Source organism: Kitasatospora sp. NPDC057738, assembly GCF_042798815.1.
Classification (GTDB): domain Bacteria; phylum Actinomycetota; class Actinomycetes; order Streptomycetales; family Streptomycetaceae; genus Kitasatospora; species Kitasatospora lactacystinica.
On the sequence record NZ_JBHVJT010000041.1, the window covers coordinates 61,758 to 79,132 of the forward strand.

The 17,375-nt window shown below is 73.9% G+C and carries 16 protein-coding genes; 3 read left to right on the forward strand and 13 right to left on the reverse strand.

The window, feature by feature from the left end; all coding sequences use genetic code 11:
• Positions 1–232 precede the first annotated feature (232 nt).
• The 5 genes from ACFVGO_RS22465 to ACFVGO_RS22485 all read right to left on the reverse strand — a co-directional run bounded on the left by ACFVGO_RS22465 (position 233) and on the right by ACFVGO_RS22485 (position 4,427).
• The gene (locus ACFVGO_RS22465) at positions 233–1,240 is read right to left on the reverse strand and encodes a lysophospholipid acyltransferase family protein (RefSeq protein WP_380351276.1); all 1,008 of its coding nucleotides are present in this window, start codon (positions 1,238–1,240) and stop codon (positions 233–235) included.
• A 7-nt stretch (positions 1,241–1,247) separates the two neighbouring features.
• The gene (locus ACFVGO_RS22470) at positions 1,248–2,369 is read right to left on the reverse strand and encodes an NAD-dependent epimerase/dehydratase family protein (RefSeq protein WP_359902740.1); all 1,122 of its coding nucleotides are present in this window, start codon (positions 2,367–2,369) and stop codon (positions 1,248–1,250) included.
• A gap of 148 nt (positions 2,370–2,517) precedes the next feature.
• Positions 2,518–2,616, reverse strand: a complete 99-nt coding sequence (locus ACFVGO_RS22475) for a 30S ribosomal protein bS22 (protein ID WP_003948845.1) — start codon at positions 2,614–2,616, stop codon at positions 2,518–2,520.
• A gap of 190 nt (positions 2,617–2,806) precedes the next feature.
• Entirely contained in the window at positions 2,807–3,016 is a 210-nt protein-coding gene (locus ACFVGO_RS22480; RefSeq protein WP_045699258.1) for a helix-turn-helix domain-containing protein, read from the reverse strand.
• Between the two features lie 214 nt (positions 3,017–3,230).
• Positions 3,231–4,427 (reverse strand): acetoin utilization protein AcuC, encoded by a 1,197-nt coding sequence (locus tag ACFVGO_RS22485; protein WP_380351274.1) that lies wholly within the window; start codon positions 4,425–4,427, stop codon positions 3,231–3,233.
• Positions 4,428–4,605: 178 nt separating this feature from the next.
• On the opposite strand from ACFVGO_RS22485, the gene ACFVGO_RS22490 reads away from it, so the two are divergent.
• Positions 4,606–5,127 carry a hypothetical protein gene (locus tag ACFVGO_RS22490; RefSeq protein WP_359902736.1) on the forward strand — a complete coding sequence of 174 codons (522 nt, stop codon included), beginning with the start codon at positions 4,606–4,608 and terminating at the stop codon, positions 5,125–5,127.
• A 28-nt stretch (positions 5,128–5,155) separates the two neighbouring features.
• Here ACFVGO_RS22490 and ACFVGO_RS22495 read toward each other — a convergent pair whose 3' ends face one another.
• Together ACFVGO_RS22495 and proC are read right to left on the reverse strand one after the other, a co-directional pair.
• The gene (locus tag ACFVGO_RS22495; RefSeq protein ID WP_380633592.1) at positions 5,156–6,382 is read right to left on the reverse strand and encodes an MFS transporter; all 1,227 of its coding nucleotides are present in this window, start codon (positions 6,380–6,382) and stop codon (positions 5,156–5,158) included.
• A 115-nt stretch (positions 6,383–6,497) separates the two neighbouring features.
• Positions 6,498–7,325 carry a pyrroline-5-carboxylate reductase gene (proC, locus tag ACFVGO_RS22500; RefSeq protein WP_359902730.1) on the reverse strand — a complete coding sequence of 276 codons (828 nt, stop codon included), beginning with the start codon at positions 7,323–7,325 and terminating at the stop codon, positions 6,498–6,500.
• 168 nt (positions 7,326–7,493) lie between these two features.
• Between proC and ACFVGO_RS22505 the strand changes: the two genes are divergently transcribed.
• Together ACFVGO_RS22505 and ACFVGO_RS22510 are read left to right on the forward strand one after the other, a co-directional pair.
• Positions 7,494–7,943, forward strand: coding sequence for a hypothetical protein (locus ACFVGO_RS22505; protein WP_359902728.1), 450 nt, complete (start codon positions 7,494–7,496; stop codon positions 7,941–7,943).
• Between the two features lie 124 nt (positions 7,944–8,067).
• Positions 8,068–9,360: a hypothetical protein gene (locus ACFVGO_RS22510; RefSeq protein ID WP_380633595.1), complete on the forward strand. Its 1,293-nt coding sequence runs from the start codon at positions 8,068–8,070 to the stop codon at positions 9,358–9,360.
• Positions 9,361–9,379: 19 nt separating this feature from the next.
• Here ACFVGO_RS22510 and ACFVGO_RS22515 read toward each other — a convergent pair whose 3' ends face one another.
• The 6 genes from ACFVGO_RS22515 to ACFVGO_RS22540 form a co-directional block, all read right to left on the reverse strand.
• Complete coding sequence (locus ACFVGO_RS22515; protein WP_359902722.1) at positions 9,380–9,910, reverse strand: hypothetical protein; 531 nt, start codon at positions 9,908–9,910, stop codon at positions 9,380–9,382.
• A 218-nt stretch (positions 9,911–10,128) separates the two neighbouring features.
• Complete coding sequence (gene ilvD / locus ACFVGO_RS22520; protein ID WP_380633597.1) at positions 10,129–11,973, reverse strand: dihydroxy-acid dehydratase; 1,845 nt, start codon at positions 11,971–11,973, stop codon at positions 10,129–10,131.
• Between the two features lie 140 nt (positions 11,974–12,113).
• Complete coding sequence (locus ACFVGO_RS22525; RefSeq protein ID WP_359902717.1) at positions 12,114–12,920, reverse strand: class I SAM-dependent methyltransferase; 807 nt, start codon at positions 12,918–12,920, stop codon at positions 12,114–12,116.
• Between the two features lie 46 nt (positions 12,921–12,966).
• Positions 12,967–13,770: a sugar phosphate isomerase/epimerase gene (locus ACFVGO_RS22530; RefSeq protein ID WP_359902899.1), complete on the reverse strand. Its 804-nt coding sequence runs from the start codon at positions 13,768–13,770 to the stop codon at positions 12,967–12,969.
• 678 nt (positions 13,771–14,448) lie between these two features.
• A complete protein-coding gene (locus tag ACFVGO_RS22535) occupies positions 14,449–15,411 on the reverse strand; it encodes a Ppx/GppA phosphatase family protein (RefSeq protein ID WP_359902714.1) in 963 nt (320 codons plus the stop codon).
• Positions 15,412–15,707: 296 nt separating this feature from the next.
• Positions 15,708–16,934: an SUKH-4 family immunity protein gene (locus tag ACFVGO_RS22540; protein WP_380633600.1), complete on the reverse strand. Its 1,227-nt coding sequence runs from the start codon at positions 16,932–16,934 to the stop codon at positions 15,708–15,710.
• Positions 16,935–17,375 lie beyond the last annotated feature (441 nt).

The window sequence follows — 17,375 nt, forward strand, 5'->3', positions numbered from 1 at the left end:
GGTGGGCTCCCCCGCCGTCTTTGGGCTCTGTTTCCGGGTGCATATCTCTGGGGGGCGGAGGGCGGGGGGGGGGGGCCCCGGGGGGCGTCCACCCCCCCCCTCCCCCCCGCCGTACCCGGGTTCTTCCGTGGAGGCCCGGCTCCTCGGAAGGACCCGGGCCTCCTCGGCCGAACCCGCCGGAAGAGCACCGCCGGCGGAGCGCCGCCGGAAGAACACCGTCAGAAGAACACCGTCAGAAGAACACCGAACGCCGCTGCACCAGCAGCTGGTAGAGGGTGTGCTGGATGGTCTCGCGCACCTCGTCGGCCAGGTCGAAGACCAGCATCGGGTCGTCCGCCGCCTCCACCGGGTAGCTGTCGGTGGCGATCGGCTCTCCGAAGCGGATCGTCCACTTGGTCGGCAGCGGCAGCACCCCGAGCGGGCCCAGCCACGGGAAGGTCGGGGTGACCGGCACGTACGGCAGGCCCAGCAGCCGGGCCAGGGTCTTCACGTTGCCGATCATCGGGTAGGTCTCCTCGGCCCCGACGATCGAGCAGGGCACGATCGGCACCCGCGCCCGCAGCGCCGAGGCGACGAAGCCGCCGCGGCCGAACCGCTGGAGCTTGTAGCGCTCGGAGAACGGCTTGCCGATCCCCTTGAAGCCCTCCGGCCAGACCCCGACGACCTCGCCGCGCTCCAGCAGGGCCTGGGCGTCCTCGTTGCAGGCCAGCGTGTGGCCGGCCTTGCGGGCCAGCTCGTTGACGCCGGGCAGCACGAAGACCAGGTCGGCGGCGAGCATCCGCAGGTGCCGCCGGGCGGGGTGGTGGTCGTGGATGACCACCTGGGTCATCAGGGCGTCCAGCGGGATCGTGCCGGAGTGGTTGGCGACGATCAGCGCGCCGCCCTCGGCCGGGATGTGCTCCACGCCCTGGACGTCGATCCGGAAGTACTTCTCGGCCAGCGGGCGCAGCAGCGAGAGCAGCACCTCCTCGGTGAGCTCCCGGTCGAAGCCGAACTCGTCCACCTCGTAGTCGCCGGTCACCCGGCGGCGCAGGAAGGCCAGCCGCTCGGCGGCACGGCCCTCCCAGCCCTTGCCGAACAGCCCGGTGGCGGCCGGGCCGAGCGGCCCGGACAGCACGCCGCCGACGGCCTCGGCGAGCCGGTCGGCCAGTTTCGGCCCCTCGGGCGAGGTCCAGCTGGGGGCGGACTCGATCGGGATGACCTTGGCCTCGCCCGACGCGTTCTCGGCTGCGGCACTCATCGCGGGTTCAGCTCCTCGGTGGGCGGGGGCGGTTCGGTACGGCGTCCGGTCCGGCGGCCGGCCCCGCGGGGGCGGCCCCTTCCGGGCCGAGCAGGGCCGTCAGCCGGTCGGTGACGGCGGCCAGCCGCTCGGGCGGCAGCAGACCCGGCCCCTGCGCGGCGGCGAAGTCGGCGAAGGCCTCCGGGGTGCCGAACGCCGGGCGGTAGCCGAAGGTGTCGCGCAGCCGCGCGGTGTCCACCACCCGGCCGTGGGTGAGCAGCCGCAGCTGCTCGGGCGAGACGTCGACCAGCCGGGTCTGCCGGGCCAGCACGGCCATCCAGCTGACCGCGGGCAGCAGCAGCGGCAGGGTGGGCCGGCCGAGCCGGCGGGCGCACTGGGAGAGCAGCAGGACGCCCTCCCCCGCCACGTTGAAGGTCCCGGTGTTGACGGTGCCCGGCGCGGGCTCGTCGGCGGCCCGGCAGAGCACCGCGACGGCGTCGTCCTCGTGCACGAACTGCAGCCGCGGGTCGTAGCCGAGCACGGTCGGGAGCACGGGCAGCGCGAAGTACTCGCTGAGCGGGGTGTCCGCGTCCGGGCCGACGATGTTGGCGAAGCGCAGCACCGTCACCGCGACGTCCGGGCGGCGCCGGGCGAAGCCGCGCACATAGCCCTCGACCTCCGCCGCGTCCTTGGCGAAGCCGCCGCCGGGCGGGTCCTTGGGCTGCATCCGCTCGCTGAACACCGCCGGGTCGCGGGGCGCGGATCCGTAGACGCCGGTGGTGGACTTCACCACCAGCCGGCGCACCCCGGGGGCCTTCTGGCAGGCGCCGAGCAGCTGCATGGTGCCGATCACGTTGGACTCCTTCACCGCGGAGCGGTTGGTGGAGCCCAGGCCGGTGGCGCTGACGCTGAGGTGCACCACGGTGTCCACCCGGTGCTCGGCGAGCACCCGGGAGAGCGCCGGGCGGCGCAGGTCGAGCTGGTGGAAGCGGTACGGGGCGGCCGGCCCGGCCGGCTCCTCGGGCGGCAGTCGGGGCGGCTGCACGTCCACGCCGACCACCAGGTCCACGCCCGGCCGGCGGCGGACCTCGGCGACGAAGCGGGCACCGAGATGGCGCGCCACGCCGGTGACGAGCACGACCACGCCCACGGTGTTGCCCCCGTTCCCCGGCCCGAGCGGCCTGCGTGCACCGTACCGCGCCGCCCTGCCGGGCCGTGAAATGACACCGCCCGCCCAGACCACGAGGGGCTGGACGGGCGGTGGAAGCGCTGGGCGCGCTAGGCGCGGCCGGGGGCGCTTACTTCTTGTTGCGACGCTGAACGCGGGTCCTCTTCAGAAGCTTGCGGTGCTTCTTCTTGGCCATACGCTTGCGACGCTTCTTGATGACAGAGCCCACGGAACAACCCTCGCTCACTGAGACTCTCGCCCGTGAGAGACGGAGTCCATACGACTGACGTGAGGGCCTAGCCTACCGTCCACGGTGCTAAGGCCGTAATCGTGCTCCCCGATACCGGGAAACTCGGGGGAAATCCCCGGCGAACGGGTGCGGCGCCCACCGGTGTGGACCCCGCACCCGCGCGCCGCCGCTACGCGCTCTCGAGCCGCACGTAGGACTCCTTGAGGTACTCGTGCACCGCCTGCTGGGGCACCCGGAAGGACCGTCCGACCCGGATGGCCGGCAGCTCTCCGCTGTGCACCAGTCGGTACACCGTCATCTTGGACACCCGCATGACCGCGGCGACCTCCGCCACGGTCAGGAAGACGACTTCCTGAAGGGGGCGCTCGACGGAACTCATGACCATCACCCGACCCTTACCCGTGTGCAAGGCACCGGCTTCCCCTCCGGTGACTCCACCGGCACACGTGTATCCCCAGAGTAGTTATGGGTGGTACCAGTGGGAAGAGGGGAAGTGCAGTCCTCGTACGGTGAGAGATAGGACCGTTGCAGTACGTAGCCGATCGGCCGATGGCACCGCCCGGCGTACGCACGGCCTGACCAGGGCGGCGGGTTCAGGCCAGCAGCCCGTGCTGGGGGAACACCGCCCGCCGGGTGGCGAGGATGGCCTGATCGAGCCGGTCGGCCGGATCGTAACCCGAGTCGAAGTCGCGCCAGGCGGGGCGGGCGCCGTCGGTCATCCGCAGCGGGGCCGGGCGGCGGGTGCGGCGGTAGACCTCGGCGCGCCAGGACTCGGGGGTCTCGGTGGCCGGGTCGACGGGCCGGGCGGCGGCGGTGGCGACCAGGTGGGTCCAGGTGCGCGGGACGACGTCCACCACGGCGTAGCCGCCCCCGCCGGTGGCCACCCAGCGACCGCCGGCGTACTGGTGGGCGAGGTCGTGCAGCGCCTCGGCGATCAGCCGCTGGGCGTCCACGGTGACGGCGAGGTGGGCGAGCGGGTCCTCCAGGTGGGTGTCGGCGCCGTGCTGGGTGACCAGGACCTGTGGCCGGAACGCGTCGAGCAGTTCGGGCACCAGGGCGTGGAAGGCGCGCAGCCAGCCGGCGTCGCCGGTGCCCGCGGGCAGCGGCAGGTTGGCGGCGGAGCCGGGGGCGTCCTCGCCGCCGGTCTCGATCGACCAGCCGGTCTGCGGGAAGAGCGTGGCGGGGTGCTCGTGCAGCGAGACGGTGAGCACCCGGGGGTCGTTCCAGAAGGCCGCCTGGACGCCGTCGCCGTGGTGGACGTCCACGTCGACGTAGGCGACCCGCTCGGCGCCGAGTTCGAGCAGCCGGGCGATGGCCAGCGCCGGGTCGTTGTAGACGCAGAAGCCGGAGGCCTTGCCGGGCATCGCGTGGTGCAGCCCGCCGCTGAAGTTGACGGCGTGCGGGGTCTCGCCGCGCCAGACGGCCTCGGCGGCGGCGACGGACTGGCCGGCGATCAGTGCCGAGGCCGAGTGGATCGCCGGGAAGGACCAGTTGTCGTCGGTGCCCAGTCCGTGCAGCGGGTCGGAGCGCTCGGGATGGGCGGCGGCGTTCCGGACCGCCTCGACGTACTCCCGGGTGTGCACCAGCCGGAGGGTGGACTCGCCGGCTGGCGGCGCGGAGCGGACGGTCACCCCGGGGCCGGTGCTCAGTCCGAGGGCCTCGACCAGGCGCATGGTGAGGGCCAGCCGGGTCGGGTCCATCGGGTGGCCGGGGCCGAAGTCGTAGGCGGTGACGGCCTCGTCCCAGAAGAGGTGCAGGCCGCAGGGGGTGTCACGCTCGGCTTCGGGCATGGCCTCCACCGTAGCGGGTGGCGGTGGCCGGACCGCCCTCAGGGCGCGCCGGGGCGGCACTCGCGGGAGCCGCCGGGCGCGGGGTGCGCAATGAAACTACGGAAGTTGTGGGGCAGCTGTGGAGGCGGGTGTTGAGGCGGTGCAGACAAACGCTTTGCGACTCCATATCCTCTCCGCCATGAAGCCATTCAGCGTGCAACGCCTTGGGGTAATTCTCGCTGCAATACTGGGTTTTGGCGTCTTCTTCGCCGCCCAGCCGGCCTCCGCCGCGGTCAGCGGCACCACCTTCGCGGTCGACAAGTCGACGGCGAAGGCGGGAGACCAGCTGACCCTGACGCTGTCGCTCACCAACAGTGAGACCAGTCCCATCTACTTCGCCTACGAGGCCGTCCAGCCGACCTGGCCGGCCAACACGCAGGCCGGAGCGTTCACCGTCCTCAGCTGCACCGGTGACACCTCCGACTGCGCGATCAACGGGAACAGCGCCAACTTCCACTTCAACGCGCCGATCGCGCCCGGGGCGACGAAGAGCGTCACGCTCACCGTCAAGATCACCGACACCCCGGCGTGGGGCACCGCGCCGTACACGCTGAACTGGGCGCCGTACGTCTACTACGAGTTCGGCCAGGTCGGCAACGGCACGGCCAAGGACCAGGGCTGGACCTACGGAGTGCCCGAGCTCCAGACCGTGATCAGCTGACCCCACGTCCCGTCGACCGCCCCCGCCGTCACCCGACGGCGGGGGCCGGGGCGGGTTCCGGGGCGGGCTCCGGGGCGAAGCGGTCGGCCAGCGGCAGGACGGCGAGCACCAGCAGCATCGGGGCGAGCAGCGCCCAGCGGTACGAAGCGGCGTCCGCGATCGCCCCGACCAGCGGCGAACCCAGCAGGAACCCCACGTAGTTGAAGAGGTTGAGCCGGGCCACCGCGGCATCGGAGTCGGCCGGGAAGAGCCGGCCGCCGGCCGCGAACACCTGCGGGATGATCGCGCAGATGCCGAAGCCCAGCACGGTGAAGGCGGCGATGCCCGCCCAGGCGCCGGGCGCGACCGCGGCCAGCCCGAAGCCGAGCGCGGCCAGCGCGGCACCGGCACGGACCACCGGGACGGCGCCGAAGCGCTGCACCGCGCGGTCGCCCAGTGCCCGGCCGAGCAGCATCGCGACCATGTAGCCCAGGTAGGAGAGCTTGGCGAGGTCCTCCCGGCTGCCCAGCCCGTCGGTGAGGTACTTGACGCTGTAGTTGGAGACCGAGGCGTCCGCGATGTACGCGAAGGCCATCGCCAGGCAGAGCGGCAGCAGCGGACGCCAGGGGACGGACCGGGCGGCGGCCTCCGCGGCCTCCCGGACGGCGTCGCCGAGTTCGGCCGGGCCGGCGAGCAGGCCGCCGGTCAGCAGGGCGAGCGGGGCGATCACCGCGGCGGCCGTGCCGAACAGCACCGGCAGCCCGAGGTCGTAGTGCGAGCCGAGGCCCGCCAGGGCCGCGCCGAGGATGCCGCCGAGGCTGAACGCCGCATGGAAGCCGATCATGATCGAGCGGCCGTAGCGGTGCTGGAGCCCCACCCCGAGCATGTTCATACTGGCGTCCAGCGCGCCCACCAGCAGCCCGAACGCGCCGAGGGCCAGGGCGAGTTGCCACAGCGTGCCGCCCAGTCCGGCGGCCGCCAGGCTGAGGCAGACGGCGGGCTGGACCACCCGCAGCACGGTCCGTGCGCCGGCGCGCTTCACCAACTGCTCGGAGACGATCGAACCGACCCCGGCCAGAACCGGCACCGCGGCCAGGAAGACCGGCAGCAGCCCGTCGCTCAGCCCGTACCGGTGCTGGATCTCCGGGATGCAGGTGACCAGCAGGGCGAAGGTGACGCCCTGGAGCAGGAAGCTGACGGCGAGCGCCGCCCGCCCCACGCGCAGACCGGGCGCCGCGGCGGACGGGACGGGCCCTGCGGACGGTGCGGCACTCAAGCGGACCTCCAGGCGGACTCCACACGGACCTCGCAGACCTCGCTACCGACCGGTAGGACGATGTTGGCGAGAGCGTAGGGGGTGCGCCGCGATTACGGGAGGGGTCGCGCAGCGGTCATTTCCCGCCGGAGGCCAACTCCCGGGAGCGGTCCCGCGCCGCCTCCAGGGCGCCGAGCAGCGCGGCCCGCACCCCGTGGTTCTCCAGCTCGCGGATCGCCGCGATGGTGGTGCCGGCCGGGGAGGTGACCGCCTCGCGCAGCTTCACCGGGTGCTCGCCGGAGTCGCGCAGCATCACCGAGGCGCCGATCGCGGACTGCACGATCAGGTCGTGCGCCACCTGCCGGGGCAGCCCGAGCAGGATGCCGGCGTCGGTCATCGCCTCGACCAGGAAGTAGAAGTAGGCCGGACCGGAGCCGGAGAGCGCGGTGGCCGCGTCCTGCTGGGACTCGGGCAGCCGCAGCGCCTTGCCGACCGAGCTGAAGATCTCCTCGGCGCGCACCAGGTGCTCCTCCCCCGCGTGCGAACCGGCCGAGATGACGCTCATCCCCTCGTCCACCAGGACCGGGGTGTTGGGCATCACCCGGACCACCGGGGTGCCCGCCGCCAGCCGCTCCTCGAACCAGGCGGTGGGGACGCCGGCCGCGGCCGAGATCACCAGCCGGTCCGCGCCGACGTGCGGGGCCAGCTCCTCCAGCAGGGCGCCCATGTCCTGCGGCTTGACCGCCAGGATCAGGGTGTCGGCGAGCTTGGCGGCCTCGGCGTTGGAGACGGCCACCACGCCGTAGCGGGCCGCGAGTTCGGCCGCCCGCTCCGGGCGGCGGGCGGTCACCAGGACATCGGCCGGATCCTTGCCCGCGCGCAGCAGACCGGAGAGCAGGGCCTCCCCGATCTTGCCGGTGCCCAGGAAGGCGATCTTCTGTCCGTGTGCTGCGCTGCTGCCCATCGTCCGCTCCTTGCCTCGGTACTGCGGCCATCCTCGCACCGCCCACCGGCACACGCGGGGACCGTCCGACCCGTGGTCGCCACGGACCCGAACGACCCTTGCCCCTAGGGAGAGAACTCGGGGGTTTCCCCTATGGCCTCCCGGCTCCGGGGAGCGCACCGTGGAGTCATGGCACACGACGAAATGTCCCGACGTGAGAACCGGCAACTCGCCGTCGCCTCGGCGACCGTGGGCCCGTGGCGGACCGCCGCGGGGGTCGGTGCGGTGGTGGGGGCGACGGCCCTGGGGATCGAGGCGATCTCCGGGAACTGGTCGCTGAGCATGCTGGCCTCACCGGCCGGCTGGGGCCTGTTCTTCTTCTTCCTGGTCGGCACCGTCGGCGGCCAACTGCGGCGCGACACCACCGACCGGCGACTGCGCCGCTGGGCGAACGAGCACCCGTGGCAGTCCGCGCTCCCGGCGGCCGGCGGCCTGCTGGCACTGAACACGCTGGCCCAGCTGTTCCTCGGCGACGAGGGCCTGTTCGGCGCCTTCTTCCTCTCGCTGCTGCCGGCCGGCCTCCTGCTGGCGATCGCCGGGGTGGTCGGGTCGGTCAAGCAGGCCCGCGGCAAGGGCTGACGGCCACCCGCGGCCTGCCCGTTTCCGGACAAACGACACCGATCCCACGGATCACGCACACGCGTTCACCACGAAGTGTGCCCCCGATCAACGGACCGTCACACCCTGTCGGCATACTGGCGCGATGCCGACAGCCGAAGATCCGGAACCGCGCCCCGAGACGGGCCGCGAGGCGGGCGGGAAGGACCCGTTCGCCGACCTCGTCCTGGACGAGGAATTCGTCCGCGGGGCCACCGTCAAGGAGCAGAGCGGGCGCACCCGCATGCTGTCCGCCCGGTGGAAGCACACCCCGCCGGTCGACCCGGGCGGCCGCCGCTCGGTCAACGACGGCCCGTCCGCGCCCAAGGGCCGGTTCGGGCGCAAGCCGAAGCCCGCCGCGCTCGACCCGTGGGGCAACCCCCGCCGCCCGAGCCGGCGCGGCTGGCGCACACCTGTGCTCGTGGCGCTGACCGTCGCGGTGGTGCTCTCCGTCCTGAACGTCGACGGGCTGCGCACATGGTTCTCGGACCACGTCTGGAAGAACTCCTCCGCCACCCCGGTGCCCACCGTCGCCCCGGAGACCGCCAGGCCGACCTCGGCACCGCCGGCCACCCCCGACGACCAGCCGACCGTGGACCACCCCTGGAAGGGCTCCCCCGCCGAGGGCTGGCCGAACGGCCCGGAGGCCTTCGTGCTGCCCGAGGCCAAGGCCGTCGGCGTCTTCTCGGCCGACGAGGTCGCCGCCCAGCTCCAGTCGGTCAAGGACTACCTGACGGCCTCCAACCTCGACCCCCGGGTGATCGCGGGAGCCCGTCCGGACGCCGCCCTGGCGATGCTCGACCGCCAGGAACGGGCCAACGCCGTCGCCGCCCTCGACCACCCCGCCAAGGAGACCGACCCGACCAGCTGGTTCACCCGCTTCGACCCGCGCGAGGCCGCCCTGGTGGGCACCACCGTCAAGGTCCAGGGCCGGATCAGCTTCGAGGAGGACGGTGACGGCGGCGTGCTGGTGCACACCGACTTCACCTTCGTCTACCCGCTGCAGCCGGGCCCGGACGCGGAGAAGCTGGCCTCGTCCCGCCGCCGCACCCCGGACACCGCGCCGGGCGGCACCGCCAAGCCGGTCGGCCTGGTCACCCGGGCCGCCGCCACCGACAACGGCGACACCTGGACGACCCGCACCATCGTGCGCAAGGTCGACGACGTCCGCTTCTACGACCCGAAGCACTACAAGGTCGACGCGAAGAAGCTGGTGTTCGCCAAGACCCAGTGGGACGCGGGCAACAGCGCCTGCGACGTCTACGACGGCTTCCTGCACCCGCAGTTCCAGCAGTTCACCAGCCACGACCCGGCACCGGGCGGCCCGACCACCGACCCGTACGACCGGAGCAAGGACATCACCCCGGCCGACCAGTGCGGCAGCGTCAGCCGGACCTAGGGTCCGGTGGCAGGAGGCGTCAGCGCTTGCGCTTGGCCCGGCCCGGCGCCTTGGCGTCGGGCCGGCGGCTGCGGCCCGCCTGGCGCTTCTCGTACTGGGCGACGGCCCGCTCGTAGGCGGCCCGCCGGACCGCCTCGCCGGGGGCCTCGACCAGGCTGCGGGCGAAGTAGGCGAGCAGCGAGCCGGCCCCGCCGATCAGCCAGACCGCGCCGAGCGACTTCTCCTCGGCCATCCAGCCGGTCAGCTGGTCCTTGCCCTCGGTGAGCACCTTCCAGGTGCGCCGCACGGCCATCATCGAGCAGACCGCGATGGCGGCGGTCAGCAGCCCGTTGAGGAACGTGCCGTTGTCGGAGAGGGCGATGCCCTCGATGCCGAAGCGCAGCAGCAGCACCACGGCGGCCGCCGCGACCAGGGCGCCGATCGACACGGCGACCCGGCGCGGCCAGTAGCCGTTGTCCCGGTTCAGCCAGCTGGTGCCGAACCAGCGGATCGGCTCCGGCTCGGGGGCGCCGACGGGAGTGGGGGCGGGGGTGGGGGGCTGCTCGCTCACGCCGTCGATTATCACCCGACCGCCGCACACGGCGGAGGAGCCGTCCCGGCCGGTGGGACGGCTCCTCCTCGTTCCGTGCGGGCCCGGCCGCGTTCCGTTCGGGCCCGGTGCCGTTCCGTGCGGACCCGGCCGCGTTCCGTTCGGGCCCGGTGCCGTTCCGTGCGGACCCGGCCGCGTTCCGTTCGGGCCCGGTGCCGTTCCGTGCGGGCCCGGCCGGGTCAGCCGAGCTTGGACACGTCGCGGACGGCGCCCCTGTCGGCGGAGGTGGCCATCGCGGCGTAGGCGCGCAGGGCCTGGCTGACCTGCCGGTCGCGGTTCTTCGGCCGGTAGCCGCCCGCGGCCTCCAGGGTCCGGCGGCGCTCCGCCAGGACCTCGTCCGGGACCTCCAGGGAGATCCGGCGGCCGGGGATGTCGATGGCGATGGTGTCGCCGTCCTCGACCAGCGCGATGGTGCCGCCGGAGGCCGCCTCCGGGGAGGCGTGGCCGATGGACAGGCCCGAGGTGCCGCCGGAGAAGCGGCCGTCGGTGACCAGCGCGCAGGCCTTGCCCAGACCCCGGCCCTTGAGGAAGGAGGTCGGGTAGAGCATCTCCTGCATGCCCGGGCCGCCCTTGGGGCCCTCGTAGCGGATGACGACGACGTCGCCCTCCTTGACCCGCTTGGCGAGGATCGCCTCGACCGCGTCCTCCTGGGACTCGACCACGACGGCCGGACCGCTGAAGGTCCAGATCGACTCGTCCACGCCGGCGGTCTTCACGATGCAGCCGTCCTCGGCGAGATTGCCGTACAGCACGGCCAGGCCGCCCTCGACCGAGTAGGCGTGCTCGACGCTGCGGATGCAGCCCTTGGCGGAGTCGGTGTCCAGCGACTCCCAGCGCTCGGACTGCGAGAAGGCCTCGGCGGAGCGGACGCAGCCGGGAGCGGCGTGCCACAGCTCGACGGCCTCCGCGGAGGGCGAACCGCCGCGCACGTCCCAGGTCTTGAGCCACTCGGCGAGCGAGTCGGCGTGCACGGTGTGGACGTCCTCGTTGAGCAGCCCGCCCCGGTACAGCTCGCCGAGGATGGCCGGGATGCCGCCGGCCCGGTGCACGTCCTCCATGTAGTACGAGCCGTTCGGCGCGACCTTGGACAGGCAGGGCACCTTGCGGGAGATCGCGTCGATGGCCCGCTGGTCGAAGTCCAGCTCGGCCTCCTGGGCGGCGGCGAGCAGGTGCAGGATGGTGTTGGTCGAGCCGCCCATGGCGATGTCCAGGGCCATGGCGTTCTCGAAGGCGGCGCGGGTGGCGATCGCCCGGGGCAGCACCGAGGCGTCGTCCTGGCCGTAGTGGCGGTTGGTGATCTCGACGACGGTCCGGCCGGCGTCCTCGTAGAGGGCGCGGCGGGCGGTGTGGGTGGCGAGCACCGAACCGTTGCCCGGCAGCGAGAGGCCGATCGCCTCGGTCAGGCAGTTCATCGAGTTGGCGGTGAACATGCCGGAGCACGAACCGCAGGTGGGACAGGCGTTCTCCTCGATGATCGCGATGTCCTCGTCGGAGACGTTCTCGTTGACCGCCTGGGAGATCGCGTCGACCAGGTCGAGCTTGCGCACCGTGCCGTCGACCAGGGTGGCCTTGCCGGCCTCCATCGGGCCGCCGGAGACGAAGACGGTCGGGATGTTCAGACGCAGCGCGGCCATCAGCATGCCCGGGGTGATCTTGTCGCAGTTCGAGATGCAGATCAGGGCGTCGGCGCAGTGCGCGTTCACCATGTACTCGACCGAGTCGGCGATCAGGTCCCGCGAGGGCAGCGAGTAGAGCATGCCGCCGTGGCCCATCGCGATGCCGTCGTCCACGGCGATCGTGTTGAACTCGCGCGGGATGCCGCCCGCCCGCTTGATCGCCCCGGAGACGATCCGGCCGACCGGCTGGAGGTGGGTGTGCCCGGGCACGAACTCGGTGAAGGAGTTGGCGACCGCGATGATCGGCTTGCCGAAGTCCTCGCGGGCTACGCCGGCCGCCCGGAGAAGCGCCCGGGCGCCTGCCATGTTGCGACCGTGGGTGACCGTACGGGACCTCAGCTCGGGCACTGTGCTCCACTCCTTCGGGGCTCTCGCGGGCACCCCGCTGCTGGGAGGGTCCGGGGGCCGCTGTGGGTACCGAGCCTACGCCCGCCGTCCGGCCGGCGGACGCTCCGTCCGCGATGCGGGCAGGCGGCGGGCCTCCCCGGTCAGTCCCGCTTGACGGCCACGGTGAGGTCCAGGACGTACGGCTCGACCACCTGCCCGTCCGGGAACTCGGCCAGCAGCGCCGCGCGCTCGGCGGCGAGCAGCGGTTCGCGCCGCTCCGGGTCCAGCGAGGCGAAGTAGGAGCGCGAGGTGAGGTTGTCGACCACCTGCTCGACCGGCACCTGCCGCCGCCAGCGCAGCTCGGCACGGGAGACCTCCAGCCCGGCGGCGGCGAAGGGCACCGTCAGCTCGGCGATCCGGCGGTAGCCGTGGTAGCGGCCCGACAGCGCCGCCCACAGCCGCTCGTCCCGGGCGCGCACCCACGGGACGCTCTCGTCGAAGACGTTCCACCAGGCCGCGACGGCGCCGCCCGGCCGCAGCACCCGCAGCGCCTCGGGGACGGACTTCTCGGGGTGCGTCCAGTGGAAGGCCTGGGCGTAGGTGACCAGGTCGGCGGAGCCGTCGTGGAACGGCAGGTCGTCGCCGACGCCGCGGACCAGCGGCAGGTCCGGCGAGACGGCCTGGAACTGCGCGGCCATCCCGGCGGAGGGCTCGACCCCGACGACGTCCGCGCCGCGGGCGGCCAGCAGACGGGTGGCGATGCCGGTGCCGGCGCCGACGTCCAGGACCCGGGCGCCCTTGAGCCCGCGGCCCCAGAGCCGCTCCAGCTCGTCGAACAGCCCCTCCGGATAGCCGGGGCGGCCGCGGTCGTACGCGGCGGCCACCGCGCCGAAGCTCCCGGCCAGCTCGCGGAAGTTGCGGACCTCACTGAAGCCGCCGGCCCCACCGGCGTTCTGATCGTTCGTCACTTCTCCCCCTCGACAGGGCGGTTCGCGCCCGATCCGGCCGGACGGCTCAGCGTACGCGCGAGGGGGTGGCCAGGTGCAAGCGGGTAAAAGCGAGGGCCTCGGCCAGATCGGCCTCGCGTTCGGCGGGGGAGGCCGCGCGCCGGGTGTTGACCTCCAGCACCACGTGGCCGTCGAAACCGGTGCGGGCGAGGTGCTCCAGCAGCTCGGCGCAGGGCTGCTTGCCGCGGCCGGGGATCAGGTGCTCGTCCTTGCCGGAACCGCTGCCGTCGGCCAGGTGGACGTGGGCGAGCCGGTCGCCCATCCGCTCGACCATCGCGAAGGTGTCGATCCGGGAGGTGGCGGCGTGCGAGAGGTCGATCGTGAAGTGCCGGTAGTCCTCGTCGGTGACGTCCCAGCCCGGCGCGTACGCGAGCATCTCGCGGTCGCGGTAGCGCCACGGGTACATGTTCTCGACGGCGAAGCGGACGTCCGTCTCGCCCGCCATCCGGTTGATGCCCTCGACGAACTCCTTGGCGTACTGGCGCTGCCAGCGGAACGGCGGGTGGACGACCACCGCGCTCGCGCCCAGCTTCTCGGCCGCCGCCCGGGCCCGGACCAGCTTCGTCCACGGGTCGGTGGTCCACACCCGCTGGGTGATCAACAGGCACGGCGCGTGCACGGCCAGGATCGGCAGCCGGTGGGCGTCGGAGAGCCGGCGCAGGGCGTCGATGTCCTGGCTGACCGGGTCGTTCCACACCATCACCTCGACCCCGTCGTAGCCGAGCTTGGCGGCCAGCTCGAAGGCCACGGCGGTGCTCGCCGGGTACACCGAGGCGGTGGACAGCACCACCTTGGTGTCGGGGATGTGCAGCGCCGGGTGCCGGGGCAGCACCAGCCGGTCGGTGGTGCGCAGCAGCGGCGGGCGGGCGGCGTCGCGCTTGGCGGCCTTGACCGAGCGGACGGACTGGACGGCGGCCTTGGCGGCGCCGGCGGCCCGGGCGGTGCGGGTCTCCTTCGGGACGGGCTTCGCGGCGGCCCTGTTCGGGGTGCCCTTCCCGGTGGCGGGCTGCTGCGCGGCGTGCTTCTGCGCGGTGTGCTGCTGTGCGGTGCGCTTCCGTGCGGTGTGCTGCTGTGCGGTGCGCTTCCGTGCGGTGGCCGTCTTCGCCGTGTCCGCCGTGGTCGCCGTGTTAGCCGTCTTCGCCGGACCCGCCGCGGTCGGCTTCGCGGTCTTCGCCGCTGCCGTCTTCGCGGTGCGCTGGGCGGCCTTGACGGCCTTCGCGGCCTGCTTGGCGGCCTGGGCGGCGGTGGCGCCCGTGACCGCCTTGCCGAGCCGGCGGCGCGGACCGTCCGACCGCGACTGCCCGCTCCCGGGAGTGCGGCCCTCCTGCGTTCCGTCCTCGCCCGCTGGTTGCACCACGGGAGACAGCGTAAGCGGAGCACGCTGCGAACGGGGCGGGATGACCGGCGCAGTGACCATCGGCACGTCGACCCGGCCGCGGTCGATCGACGGCCGGCACTCCGCCGCGCCCGGCGCCCGGGCGCGGCCGGGCTACGGGGTGAGCGCCGGGCGGCGGCGGTCGGCCGGGCTGTCCATGGCGTCCAGGCGGCGCAGGATGATGCCCTCACGCAGCGCCCACGGACAGACGTCCAGCTCCTGCAGGCCGAACAGGTCCATCGCGGCGTCGGCGACCAGCGCCCCGGCCAGCAGCTGCTTGGCCCGGCCCTCGGAGACGCCGGGGATCTGGGCGCGCTCGGCGACGGTCATCGCGGACAGCCGGGGCAGCCAGGAGGCCAGCCCGCTGCGGGTGAGCCGGCGGTCGGCGTACGGGCCCGCGTCGGCGGGGGCGGCGCCCGTCATCCGGGCCAGCTGCTTGAAGGTCTTGGAGGTGGCGACCGCGTGCCGCGGCGGGCCGAGGCGGTTGATCTCGCCGACCACGGCGGCCAGCTCGGCCCGGATGTGTCGTCTCAGCTCGCGCAGCACCTCCGGGTCGGCGACGTCGCCCGGCAGCCAGCGGGCGGTCAGCCGGCCGGCGCCCAGCGGCAGCGAGCAGGCGACGTCCGGCTGCTCGTCCAGGCCGCAGGCGATCTCCAGCGAGCCGCCGCCGATGTCCAGGTTGAGCAGCCGGCCCGAGGACCAGCCGAACCAGCGGCGGACGGCCAGGAAGGTGAGCCGGGCCTCGTCCTGCCCGGAGAGCACGCGCAGCTCGACGCCGGTCTCGGCGGCCACCCGGCGCAGCACCTCCTCGCCGTTCGCCGCCTCGCGCACGGCGGAGGTGGCGAACGGGAGGATGTCGACGACGCCCTTGTCCTCGGCGACCCGCAGCGAGGAGGCCACATGGCCGACCAGCCGCTCGACGCCGGCCGCGCTGATCGCGCCGTCCGCGTCCAGCAGCTCGGCCAGGCGCAGCTCGGCCTTGTGCGAGTAGGCCGGCAGCGGGGCAGCGCCCGGATGGGCGTCCACCACGAGGAAGTGGACCGTGTTGGAACCTACGTCGAGCACACCGAGTCGCATAACTCTCCACGCTACGCGATGCGGACCCTGGTGAGAGGGGGTGTGACGGTATTCGCGCTGGTCCGGGACCGGGCGGCGGGGCCGACGGCCATCCGGCGGCGGTCCGGCGGCCCGGGTCGTCCGCGCCCGGACCGTCCGGGCGCTCAGTGGCCGCGCGGGCGGGCGGGGTACCGGCGGGGTGGGCGGGGTACCGGCGGGGTGGGCGGGGTGGGCGGGGTGGGCGGGGTGGGCGGGGTGCCGGCGGTGCGGGTGGGCGACGGTACCGGTGACGGCCGACCTGTTGTGACGGCCGACCGTCACAACAGGCCGTCCCACAGCTGCTCCACGATGACGGCCCACCAGTTCTCCGGGTCGGCGAACACCGTGCCGTCCACCTCCGCCAGCGCGCGTTGCAGGGCGTCCACCGCCCCGCCCGCGGCCACCGGGTCGAGCCCGCGCAGAGCGGGCCACCAGCCGGCGAACACCTCCAGGCAGCGGACGAAGGCGCGCAGGCTCTCATTGCAGTGACGGACGGTCGCGTAGTCCGGGTCCACCGCCCGGACGGCGCCGTCCACCGGGCCGAGGGCCAGCAGCGCCCAGCCGTCCGTCCCCAGCACCAACTGCCCGGCGAGCGCCAGGCGCTCCCGCTCGGCCGCCCGGGTGCCGCGCCCGGACTCGGCCAGCCACGCGGCGAGCGGGGGCAGGACGGTGCCCCGGCGGGTGCCGTCGGCGATCGCCTCCGCGCCCGGGTGGTGCAGCGCGAAGAACCCCGGCACGGCCACCGGGACGCCCACCGCCAGCAGCAACGCGGCCGCGTCCCCGGGCAGTTCGGCGCGGGCGACGTCCGCCGGCTCGAAGCGCTGGACGCCCGCCGGGCCGAACCGCTCCGCGAGCCGGGCGGCGAGCGCGGTGTCGGACTCGTCGGCCGCCTCGCCCGCCGGGTATGCCCTGCCCGGTGCGCGGGGGAAGGGCACCCGGTTGCGGGCCGGACCGTCCGGCGACGCGGGCAGCGCCCGTACGGCGGCGGCCCGGTGGTCGAAGCGCGGGCCGTACGGGAGCTCGAAGTCGATCCGGGCATGGGGCAGTTCGGCGGTCAGCGCGTACGACCAGTAGCCGCCGGGCAGGGCGCTCATCCGCAGGTCGGTCCGGACGGCGAGCACGTCCTCGGCCGCCACACCCTGCTCGCGCAGCCACCACCAGCCGCGCAGCGCCGGGTGCGGCAGGCCCGCCGCGGAGCGCAGGGCCAGCGACCGTTCCTCACCCGTGTCGTCCCGGTAGGTCAGCTCGGCCCGGGCACCCCGGCCGGTCGCCGGCGGGAGGGTCGGATCGTAGCCGCCGGCGCCCACGGAGTCCCGGTACAGCCCGACCACTTCGTCCACCGGCACCGAGGGCCACACCGTGAACCGTCCGCTCTCCCGGTCCACCACGGCACAGGCCGCCCCCACCTCCTCGGGCGCCCGCCGCTCCCCCGTCCGCGGGTCGACCACCACCCGGGCGGGCTCCGCCCACACCACCCAGCCGAGCTCGAACTCGTGGGTGCACACCCGCCGCACCGCCCCGGCACCCTGCGGCAGATCCCCGTTGACCCACCGGTGCCCCGCCTCCACCGCCTGCGCCCGAGAAATCACCCGGCCACCCCCGTCCCGTCCACTCCCCGCCGCCCATCCCGGCCCGACCCGCGACCCTACGCCCGCGCCCCACGCCCGCACCAAGCCTCAAGCACCAAGCCCCAAGCACCGGAAGCGCAGCCCCTCATGCACGAGAAGTCGGCCCCGCCGACTTCCCACGCGGGCGTCCACATCCCCTGCCGCCCCGCAGCCGGCACCGGAAGAACGAATATGACGTCCGGTCTACATATTCACGCGCAGACCCAAGCCCGCCCGGACCGGATCCGCGCGGAAAACTAGACCAGCCGACCTCCCACCCGCACCCCCCCCCCCCAAACCCCCCCACCCACACACCCACGACCCCCACACTCCCCCCCC